The sequence below is a fragment of the Ochrobactrum sp. WV_118_8 genome (assembly GCF_039631535.1).
GTDB classification, from domain to species: Bacteria; Pseudomonadota; Alphaproteobacteria; order Rhizobiales; family Rhizobiaceae; genus Brucella; species Brucella anthropi.
Genome location: NZ_JBDIUZ010000002.1, coordinates 1,931,262 through 1,957,132 on the forward strand (window position 1 = coordinate 1,931,262; position 25,871 = coordinate 1,957,132).

Below are 25,871 nucleotides of genomic sequence, written 5' to 3' on the forward strand. Positions count from 1 at the left end.
AGGAGGAGACGAAATGCGGACCAAGTCTTATGTTGCAGGGCTTATTGCGTCTGCTGCAAGTATTGCAGTTATGGCCGGGGCTGCGTGGGCGGAAGAGCTCACCATCGCGACGGTCAATAATGGTGACATGATCATCATGCAGAAACTGTCGCCGGAGTGGGAAAAAGCCACCGGCAATAAAATCAACTGGGTTGTGCTTGAAGAAAACGTGCTGCGTCAGCGCGTCACGACCGATATCGCCACCAAGAGCGGCCAGTTCGATATCCTGACCATTGGTGGTTACGAGACGCCAATCTGGGGCAAAGCTGGCTGGCTTCTGTCGGTGGATGATCTTGGTGATGATTACGGCTATGACGATCTCATCAAGCCGGTTCGCGCCGGTCTGACGGTGGATGGCAAGCTTTACGCCGTGCCATTCTATGCCGAAAGCTCGTTTACGCTCTATCGCAAGGACTTGTTTGACGCGGCGGGTCTCAAGATGCCCGATGCGCCAACCTATGCGGAAATCAAGGATTTCGCGACCAAGCTGACCGACAAGTCGAAAGAGCAATATGGTCTCTGTCTGCGCGGAAAGCCGGGCTGGGGCGAAAACATGGCTTACCTTGGTACATTGATCAATACGTTCGGTGGCAGGTGGTTTGATGAAAACTGGAAGCCCCAGATCAATTCCGACGAATGGAAGAAGGCGATTAACTTCTACGTCGATCTGATGAAGGAAGCGGGCCCTCCCGGAATTACCTCGAACGGTTTCAACGAAAATCAGGCCCTGTTCTCGACCGGCCATTGCGCCATGTGGATCGACGCCACTTCGGCTGCCGGACGCATCTATGATCCGAAGCAGAGCCAGGTTGCCGACAAGGTTGCCTTTACCAAGGCGCCGGTCGAGGTGACGCCAAACGGTTCTTCATGGGCGTGGTCCTGGAACCTCGCAATTCCGGCATCGAGCAAGAAGGTGGAAGCCGCGAAGTCGTTCCTGAAATGGGCGACCTCGAAGGAATATGTCGAGCTCGTCGGCAAGTCCGAAGGCTGGGTTGCTGTTCCTCCGGGCACACGCCAGTCCACCTATGCCAATGAGGAATACAAGAAGGCAGCTCCCTTCGCGGATACGGTGCTGAAAGCCATCGAATCTGCCGATCCGACAAAGCCGACCAAGGACCCGGTCCCTTATACCGGCATCCAGTTTGTGGCCATTCCTGAATTCCAGGCCATCGGCACGCTGGTTGGACAGGCGATTTCGTCGGCTGTTGCCGGCCAGCAGAGCGTTGATGCGGCACTCGACGGTGCGCAGCGTCAGGTCGAACAGATCATGACGCAATCCGGTTACATCAAGTAGCCGTGAGATAAAGGTCTGCCGCCTTCGGTAGGAGGAGGGCGGCAGACCTGATTTTCGTAGAGGTTCGCCACGGTGAATCCGAAACGGGAAAGGGAGGATAAGTCCGAATGCCAGCAAACCATGCGTTGGCCGCAGGCACAAAATCACGCTTTGCAGCAAAGTCTCGTCGCAGTGTCCGCACTGGACCTCTGCTCGCTCCGGCAGTCATTCTGCTTTTGCTGTGGATGATTGTTCCACTGGCGATGACCTTGTGGTTCTCGTTTCAGTATTACAATCTCATCAATCCATTTATTACTGGTTTTGCCGGTTTCTCGAACTATTCCTTCCTGTTATCCGATCCGACCTTGTGGTCCGCAATCGCCAAGACACTGATCCTTGTTGTGTCGGTTCTTGTGATATCGGTCGTCCTAGGAGTGCTGTTCGCGGTCATCTTTGATCAGGATTTCTGGGGCAAGAATATAGCGCGGCTTCTGGTCATTGCGCCGTTCTTCGTTATGCCAACCGTTTCGGCGTTGATCTGGAAAAACCTGCTGATGCATCCGGTGAACGGGCTGTTCGCCTTCATTTCACGCAGTTTCGGATTGCCGGTCATCGACTGGTTCTCGCAGTTCCCAATGGCTTCCGTCATCATAATTGTGTCCTGGCAATGGGTGCCGTTTGCGACGCTGATCCTGATGACGGCGATGCAGTCTCTTGATCGGGAACAGATGGAGGCCGCGCGCCTGGACGGGGCCAAAGGCCCGGTAATGTTCTATTATATCGTGCTGCCGCATTTGCTGCGCCCGATCTCGGTCGTCATCATGATCGAGACGATCTTTCTTCTGTCGGTGTTTGCGGAAATTCTTGTTACCACTTCGGGTGGACCGGGTATCGCCACGACGACGCTGACCTATTTCATTTATCTGAAAGCGCTCCTGCAATGGGATATCGGCGGCGCTTCCGCAGCCGGCGTCATCGCCATCATCCTTGCCAACATCGTTGCCGCGTTCCTGATCCGGACTGTCGCACGAAATCTGGATAATTAGGAGGGCTGACCGATGGCTGCAAAACGCAAGATCAACAAGGCTGCCGTCTCTGCCGGGATCATTGGCTGGATCGTGGCGTTGCTGATGTTCTTCCCGATCCTCTGGATGCTGCTTGCTGCATTCAAGACGGAAATTGACGCGGTGGCACCACCAAAGCTGTTCTTCGAGCCAACGCTGGAGAATTTTGTCGCGGTCAATCAGCGTGCTGATTATTTCCGCTATGCCATGAACAGTGTGGTTGAAAGTCTGGGTGCGACTATTCTCTCGCTCATTATCGCGGTGCCCGCGGCTTATGCGGCAGCGTTCTTCCCCGGCAAGCGCACCAAAGACCTTCTTCTATGGATGCTGTCCACCAAGATGCTGCCTGCAGTCGGCGTGCTGGTGCCGATCTATCTTTTGGCACGCGATACTGGGCTTCTTGATACGCGCACCGGTCTCATCATCATCTTCACCTTGTCCAATCTGCCGATTGTGGTCTGGATGCTCTATTCCTTCTTCAAGGAAGTGCCCGGAGAAATCCTCGAAGCAAGCCGTATGGACGGTGCGAAAGTCGGCCAGCAGATACGCTATCTGCTTCTGCCGCTAAGCCTTCCGGGTATCGCGTCCACCGCGCTCCTTTCGATCATCCTTTGTTGGAATGAAGCGTTCTGGAGCCTGAATCTGACGGCTTCGCAAGCAGGCCCGCTTACCGCCTTCATAGCGTCCTTCTCGTCACCGGAAGGGTTGTTCTGGGCAAAACTCTCGGCAGCTTCCACGCTCGCCATCGCGCCAATACTTGTCTTCGGATGGGTCACGCAGCGCCAGCTGGTGCGCGGCCTCACTTTCGGCGCAGTGAAATAAAGGGAATGAAATGGCTACACTATCACTGAAAAACGCCACCAAGTCCTTTGGCAATATTGATGTCATCAAAGGTGTCGATCTCGACATTGCAGACCGCGAATTCGTGGTTTTCGTCGGGCCATCCGGTTCGGGCAAGTCGACGCTTCTGCGCATGATTGCTGGGCTTGAGGAAATCACCGGCGGAGACCTCACGATTGATGGTGAGCGTATCAACGATACGCCGCCGGATGAGCGTGGTCTTGCCATGGTTTTCCAAACCTATGCGCTCTATCCACATATGAATGTGCGCGACAATATGGGTTTTGCGCTGAAACTGGCGGGCGTTGCCAAAGCTGAACGCGATCGCAAGGTGGAAGAGGTTGCAAAAACGCTGCAGCTTGACCAATTGCTTGACCGCAAACCGAAACAGCTTTCCGGCGGTCAGCGTCAGCGTGTTGCCATTGGACGCGCAATGGTGCGCGAACCGAAGATTTTCCTGTTCGATGAGCCGCTGTCCAATCTCGATGCCGCGCTCCGCGTGCAGATGCGTATTGAATTGGCGCGCCTGCACGACCGGCTCAATGCGACGATGATCTATGTCACGCATGATCAGGTGGAAGCGATGACGCTCGCACACAAGATCGTGGTTCTCCGCGACGGGAAGGTGGAGCAGGTAGGATCGCCACTGGAGCTTTATCATCATCCGGTCAATCGTTTTGTGGCTGGTTTTATCGGTTCACCGACCATGAACTTCATCGAAGTCAAAGCTAGTGCCGTCGATACCGACGGGGTGACAGTTCAGCTTGCAAATGGACGTTCGGTCAAAGCGCCTGTCAAAAGCGAAGGCGTAAGCGCTGGGGCGCCGCTGGTTCTCGGTATTCGTCCGGAACATCTTCATCCGGCAGCGGATGGTATCCTCGAAGGTGAGATCATGGTTGTCGAGCGCCTTGGTGGTGAGACCTATCTCTATGTGCAAAATGAAAGCACAACCGGACTGATTGTTGCGGAGGCGGGCGGTGGCAGCGCAGCACGTGCACACGAAACGACGAAACTGGGTTTTGACCCGACCGACGCGCATTTGTTTACACCCGATGGCAAGGCTTTGGAGCGCTTTGAACGGCATCCATTATTGCTGACGGAAAAGAAAACGCACCTGTGAGTGCAGGCTGCAATATCCCGGAGTATCCCCATGCGACTTAAAGACAAGGTGGCCCTCATCACTGGTGCTGCGCGCGGTATCGGACTTGGCTTCGCTGAAGCCTATGCGCGCGAGGGCGCGAGGGTTATTATTGCCGATATTAATATTGAGCGGGCAGAGGAGGCCGCACGCGGCATCGGTTCATCGGTCAAGGCGGTAAAGCTTGACGTGACCGACCTCAATCAGATTGACAAGGTCGTTGCAGAGATCGACGCGGAATATGGCGGCATTGATATTCTGGTGAACAATGCCGCGATCTTCGATATGGCTCCTATCAACGAACTGACCGAAGACAGTTATGAGCGTGTGCTCGGTATCAATCTCAAGGGACCGCTTTTCATGATAAAGGCGGTCTCGAACGTGATGATCAAGCGCGGACGCGGCGGCAAGATCATCAATATGGCGAGCCAGGCCGGTCGTCGCGGCGAGGCGCTGGTGACCCTCTATTGCGCGTCTAAGGCCGCCATCATTTCCGCCACGCAGTCGGCTGCTTTGGCGCTCGTCAAGCATGGCATCAATGTCAATGCGATTGCACCGGGCGTGGTCGACGGTGAACATTGGGACGTGGTGGATGCGAATTTTGCCAAATGGGAAGGTCTGAAGCCGGGTGAGAAAAAAGCGGCGGTAGCGAAGTCCGTTCCAATCGGTCGCTTCGCGACGCCGGAAGATATTACCGGCATGGCCGTTTTCCTTGCATCATCTGATAGCGACTACATCCTCGCCCAGACCTTCGGCGTTGACGGTGGCAACTGGATGGCTTGAGACAGGGCCGGGACACACAATGAAAGCGATCTATTTTACAGGCCACGGCGAAGCCGGACTGACTGATCTGCCGGAGCCAGCATTGCGGCCGGGACACGCCTTGATCGACGTCAGGGCGTCGGGTTTGTGTCACACCGACATAGATGTTTTGCATGGCCGCTATGGGTCCAGCGCATTTCCGCTGGTACCAGGGCATGAATATGCGGGCATTGTGGTCGCGGTGGCGGAAGACGTGACCAATGTGAAGGTGGGCGACCGCATTGCGGTCGATCCGAATATTCCCTGCGGTCATTGCCGTGCCTGCCTCAAGGGACTGACCAATCTGTGCTCGGACTTAAAGGCCTATGGGGTAACCCATAATGGTGGCTTTGCAGGCATGAGCCTTGTCGATGCCAGCCATCTCCATTCCATTGGCAATCTGCCTTTTGACGTAGCAGCACTCGCGGAACCACTTGCCTGTGTCCTCAACGGTCTTGGCGCAGCGAAACTGAAAATCGGCTCACAAGGTGCCGAAAATGCACTCGTCTTCGGTGCAGGCCCGATTGGCTTGTTGCTAGCCTTATCGTTGAAGGCGCAAGGCGTGCAACAGGTTGCCGTGGCTGACATCAACGAACACCGTCTGACTTTTGTCGAAAGTCTCGGCCTTGAGCCAGTCGTGTCGGGCTCGGAAATGCTGGATAAGCGTAAGCGCAGTTTCGATTTTGTTGCCGATGCGACCGGTATCGCCAAGGTCGTTGAAAGCATGATTGGCTTCACGGCTGACGGTGGTACGGTGCTGGTGTTTGGCGTTTGCGCACCTGACGCGCGGATTTCGATTGCGCCTTTCGACATTTTCCGTCGTCAGATCCGAATTGCCGGGTCACATTCGCTGAACCGCAACATTCCGCAGGCCTTGGAAATCCTGAAAAAGGACAAGGGCGAAATGGCGCGCCTCGTTTCGCATCGGCTGCCGCTCAGTGAAATGCTGTCGTTCTTCACCAAGCACGGTGGCGATCCAGCTACGATGAAAGTCCAGTTCGTACCCGATTGAATTGAAGGAAATCGTCATGACCAAGCTGTCGCGCGCAACGCTCCAGAGCTTCGACAAGGTACACAAACCCGGCTACGATCCAACCGGTTTGAAACCGGGCATCGTGCATTTCGGCGTCGGCAATTTTCATCGCGCTCACCAGGCTGTCTATCTGGACGATCTGTTCGGAATGGGTGAGGGGCACGATTGGGCGCTGGTCGGCGCTGGTGTGCGTGGCAGTGATGATGCCATGCGGGACACGCTCAAGGCGCAAGACTGGCTTACCACAGTTGTCGAACAGGAAGCCGATTATGCGGGGGCAAGGATTACCGCTTCCATGATCGATTATGTAACCATATCGACCGAGGAAGGGCGAAAGGCTTTGATGGCCTATCTCACATCGCCCTCTACTCGCATTGTTTCCATGACGATCACTGAAGGTGGTTATTATATCGATCCGGCCAGCCAGACCTTTGATCCTGCTCATCCTGATATTGTGGCAGATGCCACTCATCCGGACCAGCCAAAGACCGTGTTCGGCTTAATCGTGCAGGCACTGAAACTGCGCAAGACGGCGGGTGTTCAACCTTTCACCGTCATGTCGTGCGATAACATTCCGGGCAACGGGCATGTGACGGAAGATGCCGTCACCGGCCTCGTGAAGCTTAGTGATCCGGCCTTTGCCGACTGGATTTCAGCCAATGTCGCATTTCCGAATTCCATGGTGGATCGCATTACGCCAGCCACTGGTACACGCGAGCGTGAAATCGCTGCGAAAGATTTCGGGGTTGAAGATGGCTGGCCGGTCTTTTGCGAAGTTTTCAAGCAGTGGGTGGTAGAGGACAATTTCCCCACTGGGCGTCCTGCGTTGGAAAAAGTCGGTGTCACGTTCACTGATCAGGTCGCTGCTTATGAACTGATGAAAATCCGCATTCTGAACGGCGGTCATGCAGCCATTGCCTATCCGGGTGGACTGCTCGACATTCACTTCGTGCATGAGGCGATGGAGCATCCGCTGATCCGGCGCTATCTGGAAAAGCTCAGCAAGGATGAGATCATTCCGGAAGTGCCACCCGTGCCGGATACCAATCTCGAAGACTATCGCATCCTCATCGACGAACGCTTCGCCAATCCAAGCATCGGCGATACGATCCGCCGCCTTTGCCTTGATGGCTCCAACCGTCAGCCGAAGTTCATTCTGCCCACTGCTTCTGATCGTGTGGCAGAAGGCAAGTCTGTGACAGGACTGGCGCTTGTTTCCGCATTCTGGTGCCGTTACTGCTATGGCACGACCGATAGCGGCACGGTTATTGAGCCGAACGATCCGTCATGGGACCGCCTGACAAAGCAGGCGGCTCTTGCAAAAAGCAATCCGGCGGCATGGCTTGCGATGGATGATATCTTTGGCTCGCTCGCTTCAAATCCAGCTTATGTGGCGGCTTTTTCATCCGCACTTCTGCGCATCTGGCAGGATGGGACTGTCAAAACGCTCGAGCGTTATCTGGCAAGTGAGCCGCTATAACTGAAAATTACAATGCGCCCGGATAGACCCTTACCGGGCGGTTGTCCTTGACCGACTCCATCACCACAAATGTCGATGTGCTTGCGACATTGGGCAGGCTCGATATCTTTTCGCCCAGCACCTCGCGGTAACGCCGGATGTTGGGCGTTCGCACCTTCAGAAGATAGTCGAAAGAGCTTGCGATCATATGGCATTCTTCGACTTCACGTATCTTGCGCACGGCCGTGTTGAACGCCTCAAGCGCGGCTTCGCGTGTGTCGGAAAGCTTGACCGTCGTGAAGGCGATATGATCGAGACCGAGTTTCTCAGGGTCGATGGCCGCACGAAAGCCGACAATATAGCCTTCATCGACCAGTCGTTTCAGCCTTGCCTGGCATGGTGTCTTGGAAAGACCGACCTTTTTCGAGAGTTCGGTGACAGGAATGCGTCCGTCTTCGCTCAATACTTCCAGAATACGCCGATCGAATTGGTCCAGATCGTCTACAGAATCTATCTTTCGCATTCTTTTAGCCTACTTTGGAACCTATAATAAGATCGATAATCCTTTATATGGAGCAAATGAAGGCAGAATGCAATTTGCACAAATGATAGTGTGCGCCCACTTAAAGCAGAGCTAAACTGGGCAAAGACGCTCGGGGCTGTTTTCATTTGTGAGCATTGCACCATGACCGACACCATACCCGCTCCTACCAATCCGGTTTTCCAGAATTTTGCGCCGCCGATCCGCGAGCAAAGCGCACTGAGGCAGGCGATTACCGCCGCTTATCGCCGCCCGGAAGCTGAATGCGTTTCCGCGCTGGCTGCACAGGCCGCCTTGCCGGAAGAAACAGCCAAGCAAGTCCGTTCCACGGCTCGCAAGCTGATTGAAGCGCTGCGCGCCAAGCACAAGGGTACAGGCGTCGAAGGTCTGGTTCATGAATATTCGCTGTCGAGCCAGGAAGGTGTGGCGCTCATGTGCCTTGCCGAAGCGCTGCTGCGTATTCCGGACATGGCGACGCGTGATGCGTTGATCCGTGACAAGATTTCGAATGGCGACTGGAAATCTCATATCGGTGGTGGCCGTTCGCTCTTCGTTAATGCTGCAACCTGGGGACTTGTCGTTACCGGCAAGCTGACCAACACGGTCAATGATCGCGGCCTGTCAGCTGCCCTGACACGTTTGATCGCTCGTTGCGGCGAGCCTGTCATTCGTCGCGGTGTAGACATGGCCATGCGGATGATGGGCGAACAGTTTGTCACCGGCGAAACCATCGACGAAGCTTTGAAGCGCGCCAAGCCGCTGGAAGAACGCGGCTTCCGCTATTCCTACGACATGCTGGGCGAAGCCGCGACCACCGCTGCCGACGCCGAGCGTTACTACAAGGATTACGAAACCGCCATTCACGCCATTGGTCGCGCTTCCGCCGGTCGCGGCATCTATGACGGCCCCGGCATTTCCATCAAGTTGTCCGCTTTGCATCCGCGCTATGTCCGCGCGCAAAGCGAACGCGTCATGGGAGAGTTGCTGCCGAAGGTAAAGGCGCTGGCCGCTATCGCCAAGTCCTATAATATCGGTCTCAACATCGATGCCGAGGAGGCAGACCGTCTGGAACTGTCGCTTGATCTGTTGCAGAGCCTGATCGAAGATCCGGATCTGGCAGATTGGGAAGGCATCGGCTTCGTGGTGCAGGCCTACGGCAAGCGTTGCCCGTTCGTGCTCGATTTCATCATCGATATGGCCCGTCAGAACAAGCGCCGCGTCATGGTTCGTCTGGTGAAGGGTGCCTATTGGGACGCCGAAATCAAGCGCGCACAGGTTGACGGTCTGGAAGACTTCCCGGTTTATACCCGCAAGGTACATACCGACGTTTCCTACATTGCATGCGCACGCAAGCTTCTTGCGGCGACAGATGCTGTTTTCCCGCAGTTTGCAACGCATAATGCGCAGACGCTGGCCACCATCTATCATTTGGCTGGTCCGGATTTCAAAACCGGAAAGTTCGAGTTCCAGTGCCTGCATGGTATGGGTGAACCGCTTTATGACGAAGTTGTCGGTGCCGAAAAGCTCGGCCGTCCGGCCCGCATCTATGCGCCGGTCGGCACACATGAAACGCTTCTGGCCTACCTTGTTCGCCGACTTCTCGAAAACGGTGCGAACTCGTCTTTCGTCAATCGCATCGGCGATGAAAGTGTCTCCGTCGATGAACTGATCGCGGATCCGGTTGATGTCGTTCGCTCAATGGCTGTCGTCGGAGCACGCCACGACCAGATTGCCCTGCCGGAGAATCTCTATGGCGCTCGCAAGAACTCTGACGGTTTCGACCTGTCGAACGAAGTCACGCTCGCTGAACTCAGCAAGATTCTGAAAGACAGCGCTGACCGCGTGTGGACATCGGAACCTCAGCTTGCCGGAACCAAGGTAAAAGGCACCAGCCGCTCGGTTCTCAACCCCGGTGACCGGAACGATGTTGTCGGTACGGTGACGGAGATCGCCGAAGAAGATGTGGCGAAAGCCATGAAAGCTGCACAGAAGGCAACGGCAAGTTGGTCTGCGGTTGCGCCAGCCGAACGTGCGGCTTGTCTTGAGCGCGCAGCGGATATCATGCAGCGTGATATGCCGGTTCTGCTTGGCCTCATCATGCGCGAAGCCGGCAAATCCATGCCGAACGCGATTGCTGAAGTGCGCGAAGCCATCGATTTCCTGCGTTATTATGCAGAGCAGACCCGTCGTACGCTGGGCGTCGGCCACAAGGCGCTTGGACCTATCGTCTGCATTAGCCCGTGGAACTTCCCGCTGGCGATCTTTACCGGTCAGATCGCAGCCGCACTCGTTGCAGGCAATCCCGTGCTGGCAAAGCCTGCCGAAGAAACGCCGCTGATTGCAGCACAGGGTGTTCGCATCCTGCACGAGGCTGGCATTCCAGCGGATGCGCTGCAACTTCTGCCGGGGGATGGCCGCATTGGGGCCGCGCTGGTTGCTGCGGAAGAGACTTGCGGCGTGATGTTCACCGGTTCGACCGAAGTGGCGCGGCTCATTCAGGCTCAGCTTGCCTCGCGCCTGTTGCCGAACGGCAAGCCAATTCCGCTGATTGCCGAGACCGGTGGTCAGAATGCAATGATCGTGGATTCGTCCGCTTTGGCCGAGCAGGTCGTGTTCGACGTGATTGCATCGGCATTCGACAGTGCGGGTCAGCGTTGTTCGGCGCTCCGCGTTCTCTGCCTGCAGGAAGATGTCGCAGATCGTATTTTGACAATGCTGAAGGGCGCGCTCAGGGAACTTTCCATCGGTCGCACCGACAAGCTGAAGGTGGACATTGGGCCGGTTATCACCGATGAAGCCAAGAACATCATCGAAAAGCACGTTCAGGGTATGCGCGATCTCGGTCGCAAGGTTGAGCAGCTTCCGCTCGGTCCTGAAACCCAGAATGGAACTTTCGTTGCACCGACCATTGTCGAGATCAATTCGCTTCGCGATCTGAAGCGGGAAGTCTTTGGCCCGGTTCTGCATGTCGTGCGCTACAAGCGCGATGATATGGAGCGCCTGATCGATGATATCAATGCGACCGGCTACGGGCTTACTTTCGGCCTGCATACGCGCCTTGATGAGACCATCGCCAATGTTGCGGATCGTATCCGTGTCGGAAACGTCTATATCAACCGCAATGTTATTGGCGCGATTGTCGGCGTGCAGCCATTCGGCGGACGCGGCATGTCCGGCACTGGTCCAAAGGCAGGTGGTCCGCTCTATCTCGGACGTCTGGTGGAAACAGCTCCAATCCCGCCGCGTCATAGCTCGGTTCACACTGATCCGGCGCTCAAGGATTTTGCGAAATGGCTTGGCCAGCGCGGCATGAACGATCTGGCTCAGGCTGCGCGCGACACCGGTAGCGCTTCGGCTCTCGGTCTTGACCTTGAATTGCCGGGTCCTGTTGGCGAGCGCAATCTTTATGCGCTGCATCCGCGTGGAAATATCCTGCTGGTTCCGCAAACGGAAGCAGGCCTTTATCGCCAGATGACGGCTGCCCTCGCTACGGGCAATACTGTGTATATCGACGAGGCTTCAGGTTTGCGGAATGTCCTGAAAGATGTTCCAGCTTCAGTCGCAGCGCGCACGATCTGGACGAATAACTGGGAATCCGACGCACCGTTCGCTGGAGCGTTGGTTGAAGGGAACGCTGAACGCATTGTCGAGATCAACAAGAAGCTTGCAACGCTTCCCGGACCGTTGGTTCTGACGCAAGCCGCTTCCACGGAAGAACTGGCAAACAACCCGGATGCCTATTGTCTCAACTGGTTGCTGGAAGAAGTTTCGACTTCGATCAACACCACAGCGGCTGGCGGCAATGCCAGCTTGATGGCAATCGGCTGATCTCCTTGGGGACAGGCAATAACTAAAAGGCGGCTTCGGTCGCCTTTTTCTTTTATCGATACAAGTTTGCATGGCTGTGCAAATGATGGTCAAAAACAGAATGATTGAATTATTTTTTGTAATTTCAGAATAAAATTTACAAAGGCATTGACAGGCTTTCATAAAAGGCAAACACTGTGCACACGCTTGCAAAAGCGTCGGCGTGGAGGCGCCGTATAAAGGGAGGAAAACAATGCGTTCGGCATTTCTGGTTGCGGCGCTGGCCGCAGGTGTATCTTCATTCGCTTTTTCTGCGCAGGCCGCAGGCAATCTCAATCTTATCTGTTCCGCGGACGTGGTCATCTGTGAGCAGATGAAGAACATGTTCGAGAAGGATACGGGCATCAAGGTCAACATGGTGCGGCTTTCCTCCGGTGAAACCTATGCCAAGGTGCGGGCCGAAGCGCGCAATCCGAAGACAGATATCTGGTGGGCCGGCACCGGCGATCCGCATCTTCAGGCTGCAGCTGAAGGGCTGACGCTCGAATATAAATCCCCGATGCTCGACCAGCTGAACGATTGGGCCAAGAAACAGGCCGAGAGCTCCGGCTTCCGCACGGTTGGCGTTTATGCCGGTGCGCTTGGTTGGGGTTACAACACCGATATTCTTGCCAAGAAGAACCTGAAAGAGCCGAAATGCTGGGCCGATCTGCTTGATGCGTCCTATAAGGGCGAAATCCAGATGGCCAATCCGAATTCTTCCGGTACCGCCTACACGGCACTGGCAACGCTTGTTCAGATCATGGGTGAAGACAAAGCCTATGATTATCTGAAGAAGCTCAACGAAAATGTATCGCAGTACACCAAGTCGGGCTCGGCTCCCGTCAAGTCGGCTGCGCGTGGTGAAACTGGCATCGGCATCGTCTTCATGCATGATGCAGTATCGATGACGGCAGAAGGTTTCCCGATCAAGTCGGTCGCACCGTGTGAAGGCACAGGCTACGAAATCGGTTCCATGTCGATCATCAAGGGTGCCAAGAATCTCGAAAATGCGAAGAAGTGGTACGACTGGGCGCTGACCGCCGAAGTGCAGTCGCACATGAAAGATGCGAAATCCTTCCAGTTGCCTTCGAACAAATCAGCCGAGGTTCCAAAGGAATCCCCGCGCTTCGAGGACATCAAGCTCATTGATTATGACTTCAAGACCTATGGCGAACCCGCCAAGCGCAAGGAATTGCTCGAGCGCTGGGATAAGGAAATCGGTGCACACGCCAACTGATCTTTCATTGGCTTGAAATCCGGGTGCGCCGCTCTTGTTGTGCGACGCACCTGTCCCGGATGAGGGAACAAGGCAGCGGTTTTCCTGAAATATGCAGGAGCCGGCGCACCTGGAGCATTTCCAGTTTAAATTGAATCATTGGAAATGCTCCATCTCTTTGTTTCTACGCATTATCCTGTGCAAAACCGCTTCGCACTTTTGCTGGAAATGCTCTAGCCATTCCTTGGAAATCCCCGATCTGGAGGGACGCGGACATCCATGAAACAGCATAATCGCAGACTGGATATCGTTCTGGCACTTGCACTCGCGGCATTTGTCTTGTTGCCGTGGTATCGCATAGAAGACGGCTTTCTGAGCTTCGGCTGGCTCGCTGGAATGTTCGGTGATGGTGCAACGGCACCCGGCCTTTGGCAGGTAGCCTTATTCGGACGGCCTTGGCTTGGCGCTGTTGCTGTATTCATGCTGCTTTGTGCCGGTGCCCGCTTGCTATTGCCTGTTGAACGTCGGAGCGGTGTTCTGATATGGGCGAGCCTTCTTGGTGTACTTTTCCTGGCGCTGCAAGGCTTGGCCATCGGTTTTTCCGGCTGGAACTGGACCATCAGTGAAAATCTGTTCGGCGCACTTTCTGACGGCCAGCCAGCCTTCGGCGCTGGAGCAATCCTGACAGGTCTCTGCTTTCTGCTGATTTTCTCGTTTGGTCTCGCGGAACGCGGTGTGATGAAGGGGGATGCTTTTGTCGTCTCTTCCATTACACTGCTGGTTGCATTGGTGGCTGTATTCGTCTTCTATCCTGTTATCAGCATGTTTGCAGGGTCGGTGCAGGATTTCGACGGTTCTTTCAAACCTGAGGGGTTTATCGGCAATATTCAGGATTCCTCGATCTGGAGTCTGGCCTGCGTTATTGGCGAAGGGCGATGTGGCGTTGCATGGCGCACGTTATGGCTGGCGCTGATGACGGCGACCGGATCCACAGTGCTGGGGCTTGCCTTTGCACTGGTTGCGACCCGCACAGGCTTCCCTTTCAAGAAAGGCTTACGGCTTCTCACCATATTACCGATCATCACGCCGCCCTTCGTTGTCGGTCTTGCATTGACGCTGCTTTTTGGCCGTGCAGGCGTGGTGACGGAGCAGATTTCCAATATATTCGGGGTGGAGCCGGGACGGTGGCTTTATGGCCTCACCGGCATATGGATCGCGCAGGTCCTGTCTTTCACCCCGATTTCCTTCCTCGTACTTATCGGTGTTGTCGAGGGTGTGTCGCCGTCGATGGAAGAAGCATCTCAAACTCTGCGCGCTGATCGCTGGCGTACGTTTCGCAGGGTTTCTCTGCCGCTGATGGCACCGGGGCTTGCCAATGCGTTTCTCATTGCTTTCATCGAAAGCATGGCGGATTTCGGCAATCCTATGGTGCTCGGAGGCAGCAATGGCGTGCTTTCGACTGAAATCTTCTTTGCCGTGGTTGGTGCGCAGAACGATCCATCGCGCGCGGCAGTTCTCGCAATCGTGCTGCTCTGCTTTACATTGACTGCGTTTCTTATCCAGCGCGTCTGGCTCTCAGGCAAGAACTTCGCAACTGTGACCGGCAAAGGCGATTCCGGTATGCATGCCGGGCTGCCACGCGGCCTAAAGATCGGCGTTTATGCCCTTGTCATTCCTTGGATGATTTTCACTGTCGTTGTTTACGCGATGATCCTTATTGGCGGCTTCGTGCGTCAGTGGGGGCTCGACAATACATTGACAGTCGAGCACTACGCGCGGGCGTTTTCCGTCAATTGGACAGAGAGTGGCATTGCGTGGACCGGTGTGGCATGGAATTCGTTCTGGACGACGATGGAAATCTCGCTGATCTCAGCTCCGCTGACTGCTGCTGTCGGGTTGCTGACGGCCTATCTGATCGTTCGCCAGCGTTTTGTTGGACGGAACGTCTTTGAATTCGCCTTGATGCTGAGCTTTGCAATTCCCGGCACCGTTATCGGTGTCAGCTACATCATGGCTTTCAATCTGCCACCGCTTGAAATGACTGGCACGGCGCTGATCCTGATTGCATGTTTCGTCTTCCGCAACATGCCAGTGGGTGTGCGTGGCGGCATCGCCGCAATGAGCCAGCTCGACAAGAGCCTCGACGAAGCCTCGCTGACGTTGCGGGCAAACAGCTTCCGCACGATCCGCAAAGTCATTCTGCCACTGCTGCGTCCCGCAATCACAGCTGCATTGGTCTATTCCTTCGTGCGTGCCATCACGTCCATCAGCGCGGTTATTTTCCTCGTTTCGGCGCAATACAACATGGCGACATCCTACATTGTCGGTCTGGTCGAAAACGGTGAATTCGGCGTGGCTATTGCTTATTCATCGATGCTGATTGTCGTGATGATCGTGGTCATTACAGGCTTCCAGCTCCTCGTGGGTGAACGCAAACTCAGGCGCGAGAACCGCGTTGCGGCTGTCCCCTCCGTCAAAACCGTTCGTCAGGAGAAAACCGCATGACTGCGATCCGTCCCGGCTCCGTTACATTTGAAAATGTCACCAAGAAATTCGGTAATTTTACCGCCTTGCCCGATCTGTCCCTGACCGTCGAGCCGGGAACTCTGGTGACGCTCCTTGGACCATCCGGTTGCGGCAAGACGACGACATTGCGGCTGCTGGCTGGGCTTGAACATCCGACTTCGGGTCGCATTCTGATCGGTGGCAAGGATGTGACCAATCTGCCAGCCAATGAGCGGGATGTGTCCATGGTCTTCCAGTCCTATGCACTCTTTCCGCATATGAACTCGCTCGACAACGTGGCCTACGGCTTGGAATCTTCAGGTTTGAAAAAAGTGGAAGCGCGCGAACGTGCGGAAGACGGGCTGAAGCTCGTCGGTCTTGCAGGAATGGGGCATCGCCTTCCGGCAGAACTGTCGGGTGGCCAGCAACAGCGCGTGGCCGTAGCGCGCGCGCTTGTGCTTGAACCGCAGGTTCTGCTTCTGGACGAGCCGCTTTCGAACCTCGACGCTCGCCTGCGCCGTCGGGTAAGGACCGAAATTCGTGAGTTGCAACAAAGGCTCGGGTTCACTGCCGTCTATGTCACGCATGATCAGGACGAGGCGCTTGCCGTTTCCGATACGATCATCGTCATGAAGGAGGGCAATATCGCACAGAAGGGAAGCCCTCGTGATCTCTATGAAACACCGGCCTCAGCCTTTATCGCGGATTTCATGGGAGAGGCGAATGTTGTGCCGTGTGAGGTGATGACGGCAGATGGGGGCGAAGCTGTCATTCGTGTGGGCAGCCTGACCCACCGGGTTACCGCGCGCAACGCTCGACCAGGTCCGGCGCAGCTTGCGATCCGGCCCAACGCGGTGACCTTGCAGCCAAAGGCTGGCGGCGGATTCCCCGGACGGGTTGCCCATTCGGCCTATCTTGGCGATCATATCGAGTATGAAATCGAGACCGAGCACGGCAAGCTTTTCATTGTCGATCCGGCGGTCGAAGAGGCTCTGCCGCCGCAAACCGATGTATCGATCGAGTTCAAAACGCGCGGACTTGCCATTATCAATCAATAGGCGCAAAAACGTCGCGCCTTTCTTTATCTCTCATCGGAAAATCATCATGACTTCCCATCCCCGACAGGAACTAGAAGCGCGGCTGGCGCTTGCCGAAAAGATCGCGCGCGAGGCGGGCGCCAAGGCTCTCGACTATTTCAAGCAGCGTGAAACACTGGTTATCGAAACCAAGCGTGATCCGCAGGATGTGGTGTCGATTGCTGACAGGGACGTCGAACAGCTTATCCGTGCCCGTGTGTCGGAAGCGTTTTCTCAGGATGGTTTTCTGGGAGAGGAATACGGGTTGAATGAAGGCACTTCGGGTTACACATGGGTTGTGGATCCTATTGATGGCACCAGTCCTTTCGTCAACGGTATGCCGAACTGGTGTGTTTCCATTGCCGTTCTGAAAGACGGCGAGCCCGTCATCGGCGTAATCCAGGCGCCGTGCTTCGACGAGCTCTATGCTTCGGCAAAAGGCTTGGGTGCAACACTTGATGGAAAGAAGCTGGTTCTCGATCCGAGCCGCACGATCCGTAATTCGGTGACGGGTATCGGCGCCAACAACTACGTAACACCACAGGTTGTTGCAAAAATCGTAGAAGACCTGCTTGAGGCGGGCGGAACCTTTATCCGTAATGGTTCAGGCGCACTGATGATCGCTTATGTCGCGGCTGGCAGGCTGGTCGGATATTATGAGCCTTATATGCATGCCTGGGATTGCATGGCAGGCTTCTGTCTCGTGCGTGAGGCGGGAGGTTATGTGCATCCTTTTCCGGTAGACGGAGAACAGCTCACCAAAGGCAACAAGGTCTTCGTGGCTGCACCCGGTGCGGTGGAAGATCTGAGAAAAATCGCGCGTTTAAGCCCGAGATAAGCAAGGAGAGGACAGAAACAAAGAACGCCTAATTTCCTAAACTGTTTGTTTCGGTTTAGCTGAGAGGCTCTGATAACGTACTCGTGAATGTGTTTTATTTAACTAATGCAGGCCGCAATAATATGCTGGCATAGTGTTTCATTTGAAGGAAGGAAGCCTATGTCGGCAAACGGATGGACAGCTGCATATCAACCGATCATGCTCAGTATTTTACGTATCGTGGCAGCTCTTGTACTCTTCAGTTATGGTACGGAGAAGATACTTGGCTTTCCTTCAGGCCGTTCGCCAGCAATGTTCTCATTGTCGTGGACCGCGGGTGTCCTTGAGCTTGTTTTGGGCTTCACGCTGCTAATCGGTCTTTTCAGCCGGTTTTCTGCCTTCATTCTCTCGGGCCTGATGGCATGCGCCTATTTCATCGCTCATGCATCCCAAAGCTTTTTCCCAGGCCAGAATGGCGGTGTTGCTGCAATCCTGTTCTGCTTCATTTTTCTTTATCTGTTTATTGCCGGACCTGGCCCCCTGAGCATCGATGCATCGCGGGCGAACAATGCGCTGCCAGCCGGCCGATAGCGACGAACGACAGCTTATTGAAAAGCCCCGGATCCGGGGCTTTTCTGTTTACGGATTGTCGCGTTTGAAAATCCAGTCATGGTCGGGATGGTTTTTGAAGCGCCATTTGCGCAAGGGACCGGCCATCACATTGAGATAATACATCTCGTAGCCATAGGGCGCGCCACATGGATGGTGGCCTTTTGGTACAAGCACGACGTCTCCGTCAGAGACCGCCATGGTTTCATCAAGGCTTCCGTCTTCGGTGAAAACACGCTGGAAGCCGAAGCCCTGCGCCGGGTTGAGACGGTGATAATAGGTCTCTTCCAGATAGGTCATATGCGGGAAATTGTCTTCGTCGTGTCTGTGGGGTGGATAGGACGACCAGTTTCCCTGCGGTGTGAATACCTCGGTAACAAGAAGGCTATCGGCAACATCGCGGCTTTCCATTGCGATATTATGGATAAAGCGGGTATTGGCACCTTTTCCGCGTTGTTCAAGTGTCAGGCTTTCCGGCCCAAGCTTCTGTGCCTTGCGACCTGGCTTGCCCGGTGCGGTGCAAACAGCCAGAACACAATCTGTCGTGGCGGTTGCATGCCAGTCGCTTTCAGCAGGCACATAGAGGCAGTGTGGCGGCAGTTTCTCGAACACGTTTATGCGCTGGCCCATCTCGCCGAAATCCTCGCCAGAAGCGGAAATCTTTGCCTTGCCTTCCACAAGAACAAGGATCACCTCCGTCGATCCGGTCTTTTCGGAGACACTCTCGCCGGATTTGAGACGATAGAGCCCGAACCCGACATAACCCCATTTGGCGCTTTTCGGAGTGATGTCGTGGACCTTGCCATGCGTGCCGTTGGGCTTGCGTAACAAATTGGCCATGTCTCAGTCTCCTTTGTCGAGTCCTGCTTCGCGTGCGAATGATTTTAACGATTTTAGCCCAAGTGACTGATACTGATACGGATTACGAATATCGGGGTCCTGTTCTGCCTCGATCACCAGCCAGCCTTGATAGGTTTTATCAGCGGCAACTCTCATTACGGGCACGAAGTCGACGCCGCCATCTACATCGCCCGGAACAGTGAAGACGCCGCGACGGACCCCCTCCAGAAACGACAGGCTCTGGTCGCGTACTTCAGTGGCTACGGCCGGACGAACGTTCTTGGCGTGGATATGCCCGACGCGGTCCATATGCTTTTTCGCAACCCGCTCCGGGTCGCCACCACCAAACAGGCAGTGACCGGTATCGAGAAGAAGTTTCGTGTGCGGTCCTGTATGCTGCATCAGAAGGTCTATCTCGTCCTCGCTCTGCACTACCGTTCCCATGTGATGATGGTAGACAAGCGCGATACCTTGGGCGGCGGCATGTTCTGCCAGTGCTTCGACGCCCGCGCCGAATTCTTCCCAGCGCGCTTCTTCCAGCACTGGACGCTCGGACAGCGGCTTGTCGTTATCGCCGTGAATGGCATTCGACGTTTCGCAAACAATGATGACCTTCGAGCCCATTGCTTTCAGGAGGTCGAGCGCGGGCTGCATTGCCTTCTTTTCTTCTTCGACCGAATTCACCAGCAGATTGAGCGAATGCCAGCCCGATACATAGCGAAGCTTGCGAGGTTCAAGCACGGCTTTGAGTGCAGCCGGCTCCTGCGGAAATTTGTGACCTTTCTCGATTCCATCGAAGCCGATCTCGGCGGTTTCATCGAGACATTGATCCAGGGTGATATGCGCACCGAGGTTGCGATCATCGTCGTTCGACCAGGCAATAGGATTGGTGCCATAGAGGATCATCGGTCAGTTTCTTTCTTTGAGCTTGGCTTCATAATCTTTACGCGCAGCACGTACCTGTTCACGCTCCGAGACTTCCGGCACCGCGACATCCCACCACCAACCGCCAGTTTCAGGGGTCGGGTAAGGATCGGTATCGATAATGACGACAGTGGTGCGCGGGCTGTTGCGGGTTTCCGCCAAAGCCTCTTCCAGCTCGCGGATCGACCCTGCTTTCTTCGTATCGGCACCCATAGCTCCGGCATGGGCGGCGAAATCGATGTGCGACGGGTTCACGTGGCTCGAATGGTCGAGCAGGTTGTTGAACTCAGCGCCACCAGTCGCCATCTGCAGCCGGTTGATGCAACCGAAACCACGATTGTCGGTAATAACGACCGTAATCTTCTGCCCCATCATGACGGCAGTGGCGAGTTCGGAATTGGCCATCATGTAAGAGCCGTCACCGACCATCACGATGACGTCTCGATCTGGTTCGGCCATCTTGATACCAAGGCCGCCAGCTATCTCATAACCCATACAGGAGAAGCCATACTCCATATGGTAGGACATGGGGCGACCGGCTTTCCAGAGTTGGTGCAGTTCGCCCGGCATGGTGCCTGCCGCGCACATGACGACTGTGTTCTCTTGTGCCTGACGCTGTACCGCGCCGATCACCTGCATATCGGTTGGCAAAGCGTTGCCGTCACTGGGGGCAGCGGTAAACCCGTCTGCCGCCGCAAACCATTTTTCTTTCAACGCTGTGTCCGCAGGTTGGCGCTTATAGCTGCCAACCGCTTTCGAGAGCGCTTCAAGGCCAATCTTTGCATCGGCAACCAATGGAAGCGAACCGTGCTTGGAGCTGTCATAGGGTTGGACGTTTAGCGAGACAAGCTTGCGCCCTGGATGTTTGAACAGCGCCCATGATCCGGTCGTGAAGTCCTGAAAGCGTGTGCCGACGCCGATCACAAGATCGGCTTCCGCTGCGATAGCATTGGCGCTGTCTGCCCCAGTCACGCCAACCGGACCAAAATTGAGCGGGTGATCCCACGGTAGCGCCGATTTGCCAGCCTGGGTCTCGATGACTGGAATGCCATGTGCTTCGGCAAAATTGCGCAACGCTTCGTGAGCGCCGGAGTAGTGGACTCCGCCGCCTGCAACGATAACGGGTTTCAGCGCTGCCTTGATTGCTGCCGCTGTGGCATTCAGTTCATTCTGATCCGGCGGTGGACGGCGCCAGTGCCAGACTTTCGGTTCAAAGAACTCTTCCGGCCAGTCATATGCTTCCGTTTGCACATCCTGACAGAAAGCAAGCGTAACCGGCCCACAATCAGCAGGATCGGTCATGGTGCGGAAGGCGCGGGGCAGGGCAGTGAGAAGCTGTTCAGGCCGGGTGATCCTGTCGAAATAGCGGCTGACCGGACGAAAACAGTCATTCACGGTCATAGTGCCGTCATTGAAGTTTTCGATCTGTTGCAGCACGGGATCAGGTCCACGATTGGCAAAGACGTCGCCGGGAATGAGGAGAACTGGTAGGCGGTTCACATGGGCAAGGGCTGCTGCAGTGACCATATTTGTTGCGCCGGGGCCGATGGAGGAGGTGACAGCACAGGCACGCTTGCGGCCAAGCTGCTTGGTATAGGCAATGGCTGCATGGGCCATGGTCTGTTCATTATGGCCGCGCCATGTGGGCAGTTCTTCGCGAATGCCATGGAGGGCCTCGCCAAGTCCGGCCACGTTTCCGTGGCCGAAAATAGCCCAAACACCTGCGATAAAGGTCTCACCATCCGGCGTCATCTGATTGGCGAGGTAGCGCACCAATGCCTGTGCGGCGGTTAATCGAACGGTTTTCATAGCTCCTCCAGTTTCCTCCCGGCAGAACGAATTCAATATGTACGCACGCTGTCCCAGACGTTGCAAAGGCCACGATAACGCATCATCATGTCGGCGATTGCTTCTTCGTCGCTGATCGAACCGTTCAGCCATTTGCGTGCCGCGTCACCAAAAATCGTACGTCCCACTGCAAAGCCTTTGACGAGGTCGAATTCGGCAGCAATTGCAAGACTGGCTTTGAGTTCTTCCGCTGGTGCATCCAGACCCAGAACAACAATACCGCGTGTGTGTGCATCATTGCGCGTGATCGCGTCACAGGCATTGGCCCAGGCCGCTCTGGTCTTCATGGGTTCTAGCTTCCACCAGTCGGGATAGACGCCGATTTCATAAAACCGCTCGATCACACGCGCAGTTGTGTCGTCATCGACGGGACCTGCTTTGGATGGGATGACTTCCAGCAGGAATTCCAATCGGTTGCGCCGTGCGGCTGCGAAAAGACGTGAAACAGTTTCTTCCTGTTCTGCCTTGAATTCAGCTGTGTCATCCGGATGGTAGAAGCATAGCAATTTCACTACATTCTCGACAGGCCACTCGACCAGTCCACCGCAGTCTGGTCCGAGTTCCGGTTCCAGCTTGAGTGGACGCGATCCGGGCCATTCGGTCGGACGTCCGATCCACAAGCCCGAACCGGCGGCCCGGTAAAGAGCATCGCGGCCCAGTCGACCATCACACAATATGCCGTAACCCTCATCCCCGTTTGCCACCTGCAAGGCCGCATTCAGGCAAAGCTGTTTGAACTCGCCAATCTTTTCCGTTGAAACGCTCGCCTCGGCGGCCATTTCTTCCAGTTGAATACGGTGATCAAAGGCAAAAACGCGCATATTTGGCCAGTGGCCGTTGCGATTGGTGGACCAATGTATCTGCTCCAGCGCGGCATCCTTGCGCAAAGCCTTGTTGCGAATGCCGGTACGGAAAAAATACTGAAGCTCTTCCCAGCTCGGATAAGCTGGCGTGCATCCATGTCGCGAGACTGCAAAGGCCCCACAGGCATTGGCTAATTTGAGGCTGGTAGGCCAGTCTTCGCCCTTCAACCAACCGCGCAAAAGCCCGGACATGAACCCGTCGCCCGCACCAAGCACGTTGAAAACGTCAATCGGGAACCCTTCGCCGCTCTGTCCCTCGTCGAGGCTGTTAGGGATTGGGCCTTCGAAAACCACGGCTCCCATGGGGCCGCGTTTGCAAACCAGTGCAGCGTCCGTTACTGCGCGCACGGCTTTCAGCGCTTGAAGCGTGTCTGTCGAGCCGCCAGCGATATGAAACTCTTCTTCCGTGCCGACAATCAGGTCGAACAGATGCAGGGTCGATTGCAGTTTGGTCGTAACAGCTGCGGATTCGATAAAACGGTTTTCGCCGTCGCCATGACCGGAAAGCCCCCAGAGATTGGGGCGATAGTCTATGTCGAGTGCCGTCCGGCTGCCATTGTCGCGAGCAAGACGGAGTGCTTTCAGAACAGCCGCTTCTGTCTTCGGATGTGATAGATGTGTGCCCGTAACCAGAATACAGCCAGCTTCGGCGATGAAGACCGGATCGATGTCGTCCTCGCACAATGCCATGTCGGCACAATTCTCGCGATAGAATATCAGTGGAAAATGCTGCTGATCGCGAATGCCGAGAATAACGAGCGCGGTCAGGCGTTCGGGATCGGTGACGATACCGCGTGTGTCCACGCCTTCGCGTTCCAGCTCGCGTAACAGGAAACGGCCCATATGCTCGTCACCAACACGGGTGATAAGTGCGGATTTAAGGCCCAGCCGTGCAGTCCCGGTTGCGATATTGGTAGGAGAGCCACCTACATATTTGTTGAAGGAGGCCATGTCTTCCAGAAGGCCGCCAACCTGTGCGCCATACAGGTCAACCGAAGATCGGCCAATCGTTATCAAGTCGAGCCGCTTCACTACAATCCTCCCTCGCTATTTTCTTATTGCTGCAAGGCTGTGCAGAATTCATGCACGCATAGCAGTTATTCCATTTTTGATTAAAATGGATTTATTATTCCATTTCAACTAAAAAATGGAATATGCACGGGAAGGATCAGTCGCTTTGACGTGCGGTGCCTACGGCTACAGCGAGTGCTATAGCAAGACAAAGCGTTGCGGAGAGTGAACGGAAGGCGCCGAAATCCACCTCTGAAACGAGCAATGTCTGTTTGGCGGATTTACTCATCGGGCTGACAAACGTGTCAGTGATACCAACGACGTCGATACCACGCGCAGCGACAGTTTCGGCCATTGCGACCGTTTCCGGTGAATAGGGGGAGAAGGTAATCGCCAGAAGCACATCACCTTCGCGAATAGCATGCAGGTTCTCCAGTTTGCCGACAGCGCTGTGCAGCATGGCAGGCACTTGCATCTTCTCCAGCGCGTAAGCCAGGTAGCTCGCGACGGGAAAAGCACGGCGGATGCCGACAATGTGGATTGTCTGCGCGCTGGCCAAAAGCTGAACGGCCTTTTCGAGTGCATCTGGATCAATGGTTTTGAGCAGCCCTTCAAGAGACGTGCGCCCTGCTTCGGCAAACTCGGCAAGAAGGGCAGGGGCGCTGCCGGTCGCCGTTTCTCGCAAATGTTGCAATCTGGTTGAATAGTCAGGCCAGCCGCCTGCATAGGAATCCCGGAACAGCTTCTGCATCTCCGAAAAGCCGGAGAAACCCATGATCTGGCAGAAACGCATGAAGGCTGAGCTCTGCACACCCGCACCTTCGGCCATCTCGGCGACGGTCGACACAGCGATACGGTCCTGGTTGGCGGCAACGAAATCGGCGCACTGTTTCAGCCTCTTCGGCAAACGGTCGGAAACCTCTAGCAGCTTCGCCTCGAATTCCTTGATATTCGTCGGAACGTTGATTGATGACGGGGCGGGGGAATCCATCAGTGGCCTTTCATATGGTCTCTTGACAATCTTTATGTCACATTCTAGCAAAATAGAATAAATATTCTATAGTATATCTTCGTTTACCCGAAGATGGCCGTTTCCTGGGAGGATGAGGCAATGGTGACACGTCTGGCACTGCTCGGCGCGGGCCGTATCGGCAAGGTTCACGCAGGCGCAATCGCTGCGGACAAGCGGGCCCGATTGGTCGCGGTCGCAGACGCAAATGAGGCGGCGGCGCGAGCAATTGCTGATTCTGCCGGTGCGGAAGTCCGCAGTATCGACGCTATTGAGCAATCAGACGATGTGGACGCAGTGCTGATATGCACGCCGACCAATACCCACGCCGATCTTATTGAACGGTTTTCTCGCGTCGGCAAGGCTGTTTTTTGTGAGAAGCCGATTGATCTTGACATAGCGCGCGTCAGAGCCTGCCTCAATGTCATTCGAGAAACTGGCGCGAAAGTGATGCTGGGTTTCAATCGCCGTTTCGATCCGCATTTTGCAGCAGTGCACAAAGCCATCGAAGATGGGCGCATAGGCAATGTTGAAATGGTGACGATCACCAGCCGTGATCCGGGTGCACCGCCGGCAGAATATATCAAGGTATCCGGCGGTATTTTCCGCGACATGACGATCCATGATTTCGACATGGCGCGTTTTCTCCTCGGTGAGGAAATCGAGAATGTATCGGCCTCGGCTTCGGTGCTGGTCGATCCGAAAATTGGAGAACTTGGCGATTATGATAGTGCAAGCGTCATTTTGACGACTGCTTCCGGTCGCCAGTGCGTCATTTCCAATTCGCGCCGCGCTTCCTATGGCTATGATCAGCGCATTGAAGTCCATGGATCGCTCGGTGCTGTTTCGGCGGAAAACCAGCGTCCGATCTCGATAGAAATCGCTTCTAAAGACGGTTATAACCGTCCGCCATTGCACGATTTTTTCATGACCCGCTACACGGCTGCTTATGCAGCGGAAATCGCCTCGTTTATCGATACGCTGGACACCGGCAAAGCGCCGCATCCTTCAGCAGAAGATGGATTGCAAGCTTTGGCTCTGGCTGAGGCAGCACTTCGTTCGGTAAGGGAAGGCCGGACTGTCAAAGTTGCGGAAGTTCTCGGATAAGGCGGTAAT

General features: G+C 55.3%; 20 protein-coding genes. 14 read left to right on the top strand and 6 right to left on the bottom strand.

The genetic code is table 11. The annotated features are described in order from the left end of the window. The first annotated feature begins 13 nt into the window (after nucleotides 1-13). The 7 genes from ABDF71_RS23360 (at nucleotide 14) to ABDF71_RS23390 (ending at nucleotide 7,668) form a co-directional block, all read left to right on the top strand. A complete protein-coding gene (locus tag ABDF71_RS23360; protein WP_036587439.1) occupies nucleotides 14-1,333 on the top strand; it encodes an ABC transporter substrate-binding protein in 1,320 nt (439 codons plus the stop codon). 107 nt (nucleotides 1,334-1,440) lie between these two features. Then, nucleotides 1,441-2,358 carry a carbohydrate ABC transporter permease gene (locus ABDF71_RS23365; RefSeq protein ID WP_012093208.1) on the top strand — a complete coding sequence of 306 codons (918 nt, stop codon included), beginning with the start codon at nucleotides 1,441-1,443 and terminating at the stop codon, nucleotides 2,356-2,358. A gap of 12 nt (nucleotides 2,359-2,370) precedes the next feature. After that, nucleotides 2,371-3,198 (top strand): carbohydrate ABC transporter permease, encoded by an 828-nt coding sequence (locus ABDF71_RS23370; protein WP_010659038.1) that lies wholly within the window; start codon nucleotides 2,371-2,373, stop codon nucleotides 3,196-3,198. Between the two features lie 10 nt (nucleotides 3,199-3,208). Continuing rightward, nucleotides 3,209-4,336, top strand: a complete 1,128-nt coding sequence (locus ABDF71_RS23375; protein WP_151663123.1) for an ABC transporter ATP-binding protein — start codon at nucleotides 3,209-3,211, stop codon at nucleotides 4,334-4,336. A gap of 30 nt (nucleotides 4,337-4,366) precedes the next feature. Further along, complete coding sequence (locus tag ABDF71_RS23380; RefSeq protein WP_029927083.1) at nucleotides 4,367-5,137, top strand: L-iditol 2-dehydrogenase; 771 nt, start codon at nucleotides 4,367-4,369, stop codon at nucleotides 5,135-5,137. A gap of 19 nt (nucleotides 5,138-5,156) precedes the next feature. Next, nucleotides 5,157-6,167, top strand: a complete 1,011-nt coding sequence (locus tag ABDF71_RS23385; RefSeq protein ID WP_151663121.1) for a zinc-dependent alcohol dehydrogenase family protein — start codon at nucleotides 5,157-5,159, stop codon at nucleotides 6,165-6,167. 16 nt (nucleotides 6,168-6,183) lie between these two features. Then, nucleotides 6,184-7,668, top strand: coding sequence for a mannitol dehydrogenase family protein (locus ABDF71_RS23390; protein ID WP_151663120.1), 1,485 nt, complete (start codon nucleotides 6,184-6,186; stop codon nucleotides 7,666-7,668). Nucleotides 7,669-7,675: 7 nt separating this feature from the next. On the opposite strand, the gene ABDF71_RS23395 is transcribed toward ABDF71_RS23390, so the two are convergent. Then, a complete protein-coding gene (locus tag ABDF71_RS23395; protein ID WP_010659033.1) occupies nucleotides 7,676-8,170 on the bottom strand; it encodes an Lrp/AsnC family transcriptional regulator in 495 nt (164 codons plus the stop codon). Nucleotides 8,171-8,332: 162 nt separating this feature from the next. Here ABDF71_RS23395 and putA point away from each other — a divergent pair, with 162 nt between their 5' ends. The 6 genes from putA to ABDF71_RS23425 all read left to right on the top strand — a co-directional run bounded on the left by putA (nucleotide 8,333) and on the right by ABDF71_RS23425 (nucleotide 18,242). Further along, nucleotides 8,333-12,016 carry a trifunctional transcriptional regulator/proline dehydrogenase/L-glutamate gamma-semialdehyde dehydrogenase gene (gene putA, locus ABDF71_RS23400; protein WP_258124165.1) on the top strand — a complete coding sequence of 1,228 codons (3,684 nt, stop codon included), beginning with the start codon at nucleotides 8,333-8,335 and terminating at the stop codon, nucleotides 12,014-12,016. 232 nt (nucleotides 12,017-12,248) lie between these two features. Beyond that, nucleotides 12,249-13,274 (top strand): ABC transporter substrate-binding protein, encoded by a 1,026-nt coding sequence (locus ABDF71_RS23405; RefSeq protein WP_010659031.1) that lies wholly within the window; start codon nucleotides 12,249-12,251, stop codon nucleotides 13,272-13,274. 258 nt (nucleotides 13,275-13,532) lie between these two features. Next, a complete protein-coding gene (locus tag ABDF71_RS23410) occupies nucleotides 13,533-15,758 on the top strand; it encodes an ABC transporter permease (RefSeq protein ID WP_151663118.1) in 2,226 nt (741 codons plus the stop codon). Next, nucleotides 15,755-16,816, top strand: coding sequence for an ABC transporter ATP-binding protein (locus ABDF71_RS23415; RefSeq protein WP_151663117.1), 1,062 nt, complete (start codon nucleotides 15,755-15,757; stop codon nucleotides 16,814-16,816). Before ABDF71_RS23410 ends, ABDF71_RS23415 begins: the two co-directional genes overlap by 4 nt. A gap of 46 nt (nucleotides 16,817-16,862) precedes the next feature. Next, nucleotides 16,863-17,672, top strand: coding sequence for an inositol monophosphatase family protein (locus ABDF71_RS23420; protein WP_012093200.1), 810 nt, complete (start codon nucleotides 16,863-16,865; stop codon nucleotides 17,670-17,672). A gap of 159 nt (nucleotides 17,673-17,831) precedes the next feature. Then, on the top strand, nucleotides 17,832-18,242 hold the full coding sequence (locus tag ABDF71_RS23425) for a DoxX family protein (RefSeq protein ID WP_010659027.1): 411 nt from the start codon (nucleotides 17,832-17,834) through the stop codon (nucleotides 18,240-18,242). Between the two features lie 48 nt (nucleotides 18,243-18,290). On the opposite strand, the gene iolB is transcribed toward ABDF71_RS23425, so the two are convergent. The 5 genes from iolB to ABDF71_RS23450 all read right to left on the bottom strand — a co-directional run bounded on the left by iolB (nucleotide 18,291) and on the right by ABDF71_RS23450 (nucleotide 24,737). Further along, nucleotides 18,291-19,100 carry a 5-deoxy-glucuronate isomerase gene (iolB, locus tag ABDF71_RS23430; protein ID WP_029927090.1) on the bottom strand — a complete coding sequence of 270 codons (810 nt, stop codon included), beginning with the start codon at nucleotides 19,098-19,100 and terminating at the stop codon, nucleotides 18,291-18,293. Nucleotides 19,101-19,103: 3 nt separating this feature from the next. Further along, nucleotides 19,104-20,006, bottom strand: a complete 903-nt coding sequence (iolE, locus tag ABDF71_RS23435; protein ID WP_029927092.1) for a myo-inosose-2 dehydratase — start codon at nucleotides 20,004-20,006, stop codon at nucleotides 19,104-19,106. A gap of 3 nt (nucleotides 20,007-20,009) precedes the next feature. Beyond that, a complete protein-coding gene (gene iolD, locus ABDF71_RS23440; protein ID WP_500061817.1) occupies nucleotides 20,010-21,833 on the bottom strand; it encodes a 3D-(3,5/4)-trihydroxycyclohexane-1,2-dione acylhydrolase (decyclizing) in 1,824 nt (607 codons plus the stop codon). A 32-nt stretch (nucleotides 21,834-21,865) separates the two neighbouring features. Further along, the gene (locus ABDF71_RS23445; protein WP_151663115.1) at nucleotides 21,866-23,767 is read right to left on the bottom strand and encodes a bifunctional 5-dehydro-2-deoxygluconokinase/5-dehydro-2-deoxyphosphogluconate aldolase; all 1,902 of its coding nucleotides are present in this window, start codon (nucleotides 23,765-23,767) and stop codon (nucleotides 21,866-21,868) included. Between the two features lie 136 nt (nucleotides 23,768-23,903). Next, complete coding sequence (locus ABDF71_RS23450; RefSeq protein WP_010659022.1) at nucleotides 23,904-24,737, bottom strand: MurR/RpiR family transcriptional regulator; 834 nt, start codon at nucleotides 24,735-24,737, stop codon at nucleotides 23,904-23,906. Nucleotides 24,738-24,857: 120 nt separating this feature from the next. Between ABDF71_RS23450 and iolG the strand changes: the two genes are divergently transcribed. Next, nucleotides 24,858-25,862 carry an inositol 2-dehydrogenase gene (iolG, locus tag ABDF71_RS23455; RefSeq protein ID WP_036587417.1) on the top strand — a complete coding sequence of 335 codons (1,005 nt, stop codon included), beginning with the start codon at nucleotides 24,858-24,860 and terminating at the stop codon, nucleotides 25,860-25,862. The last annotated feature ends 9 nt before the right edge of the window (nucleotides 25,863-25,871 follow it).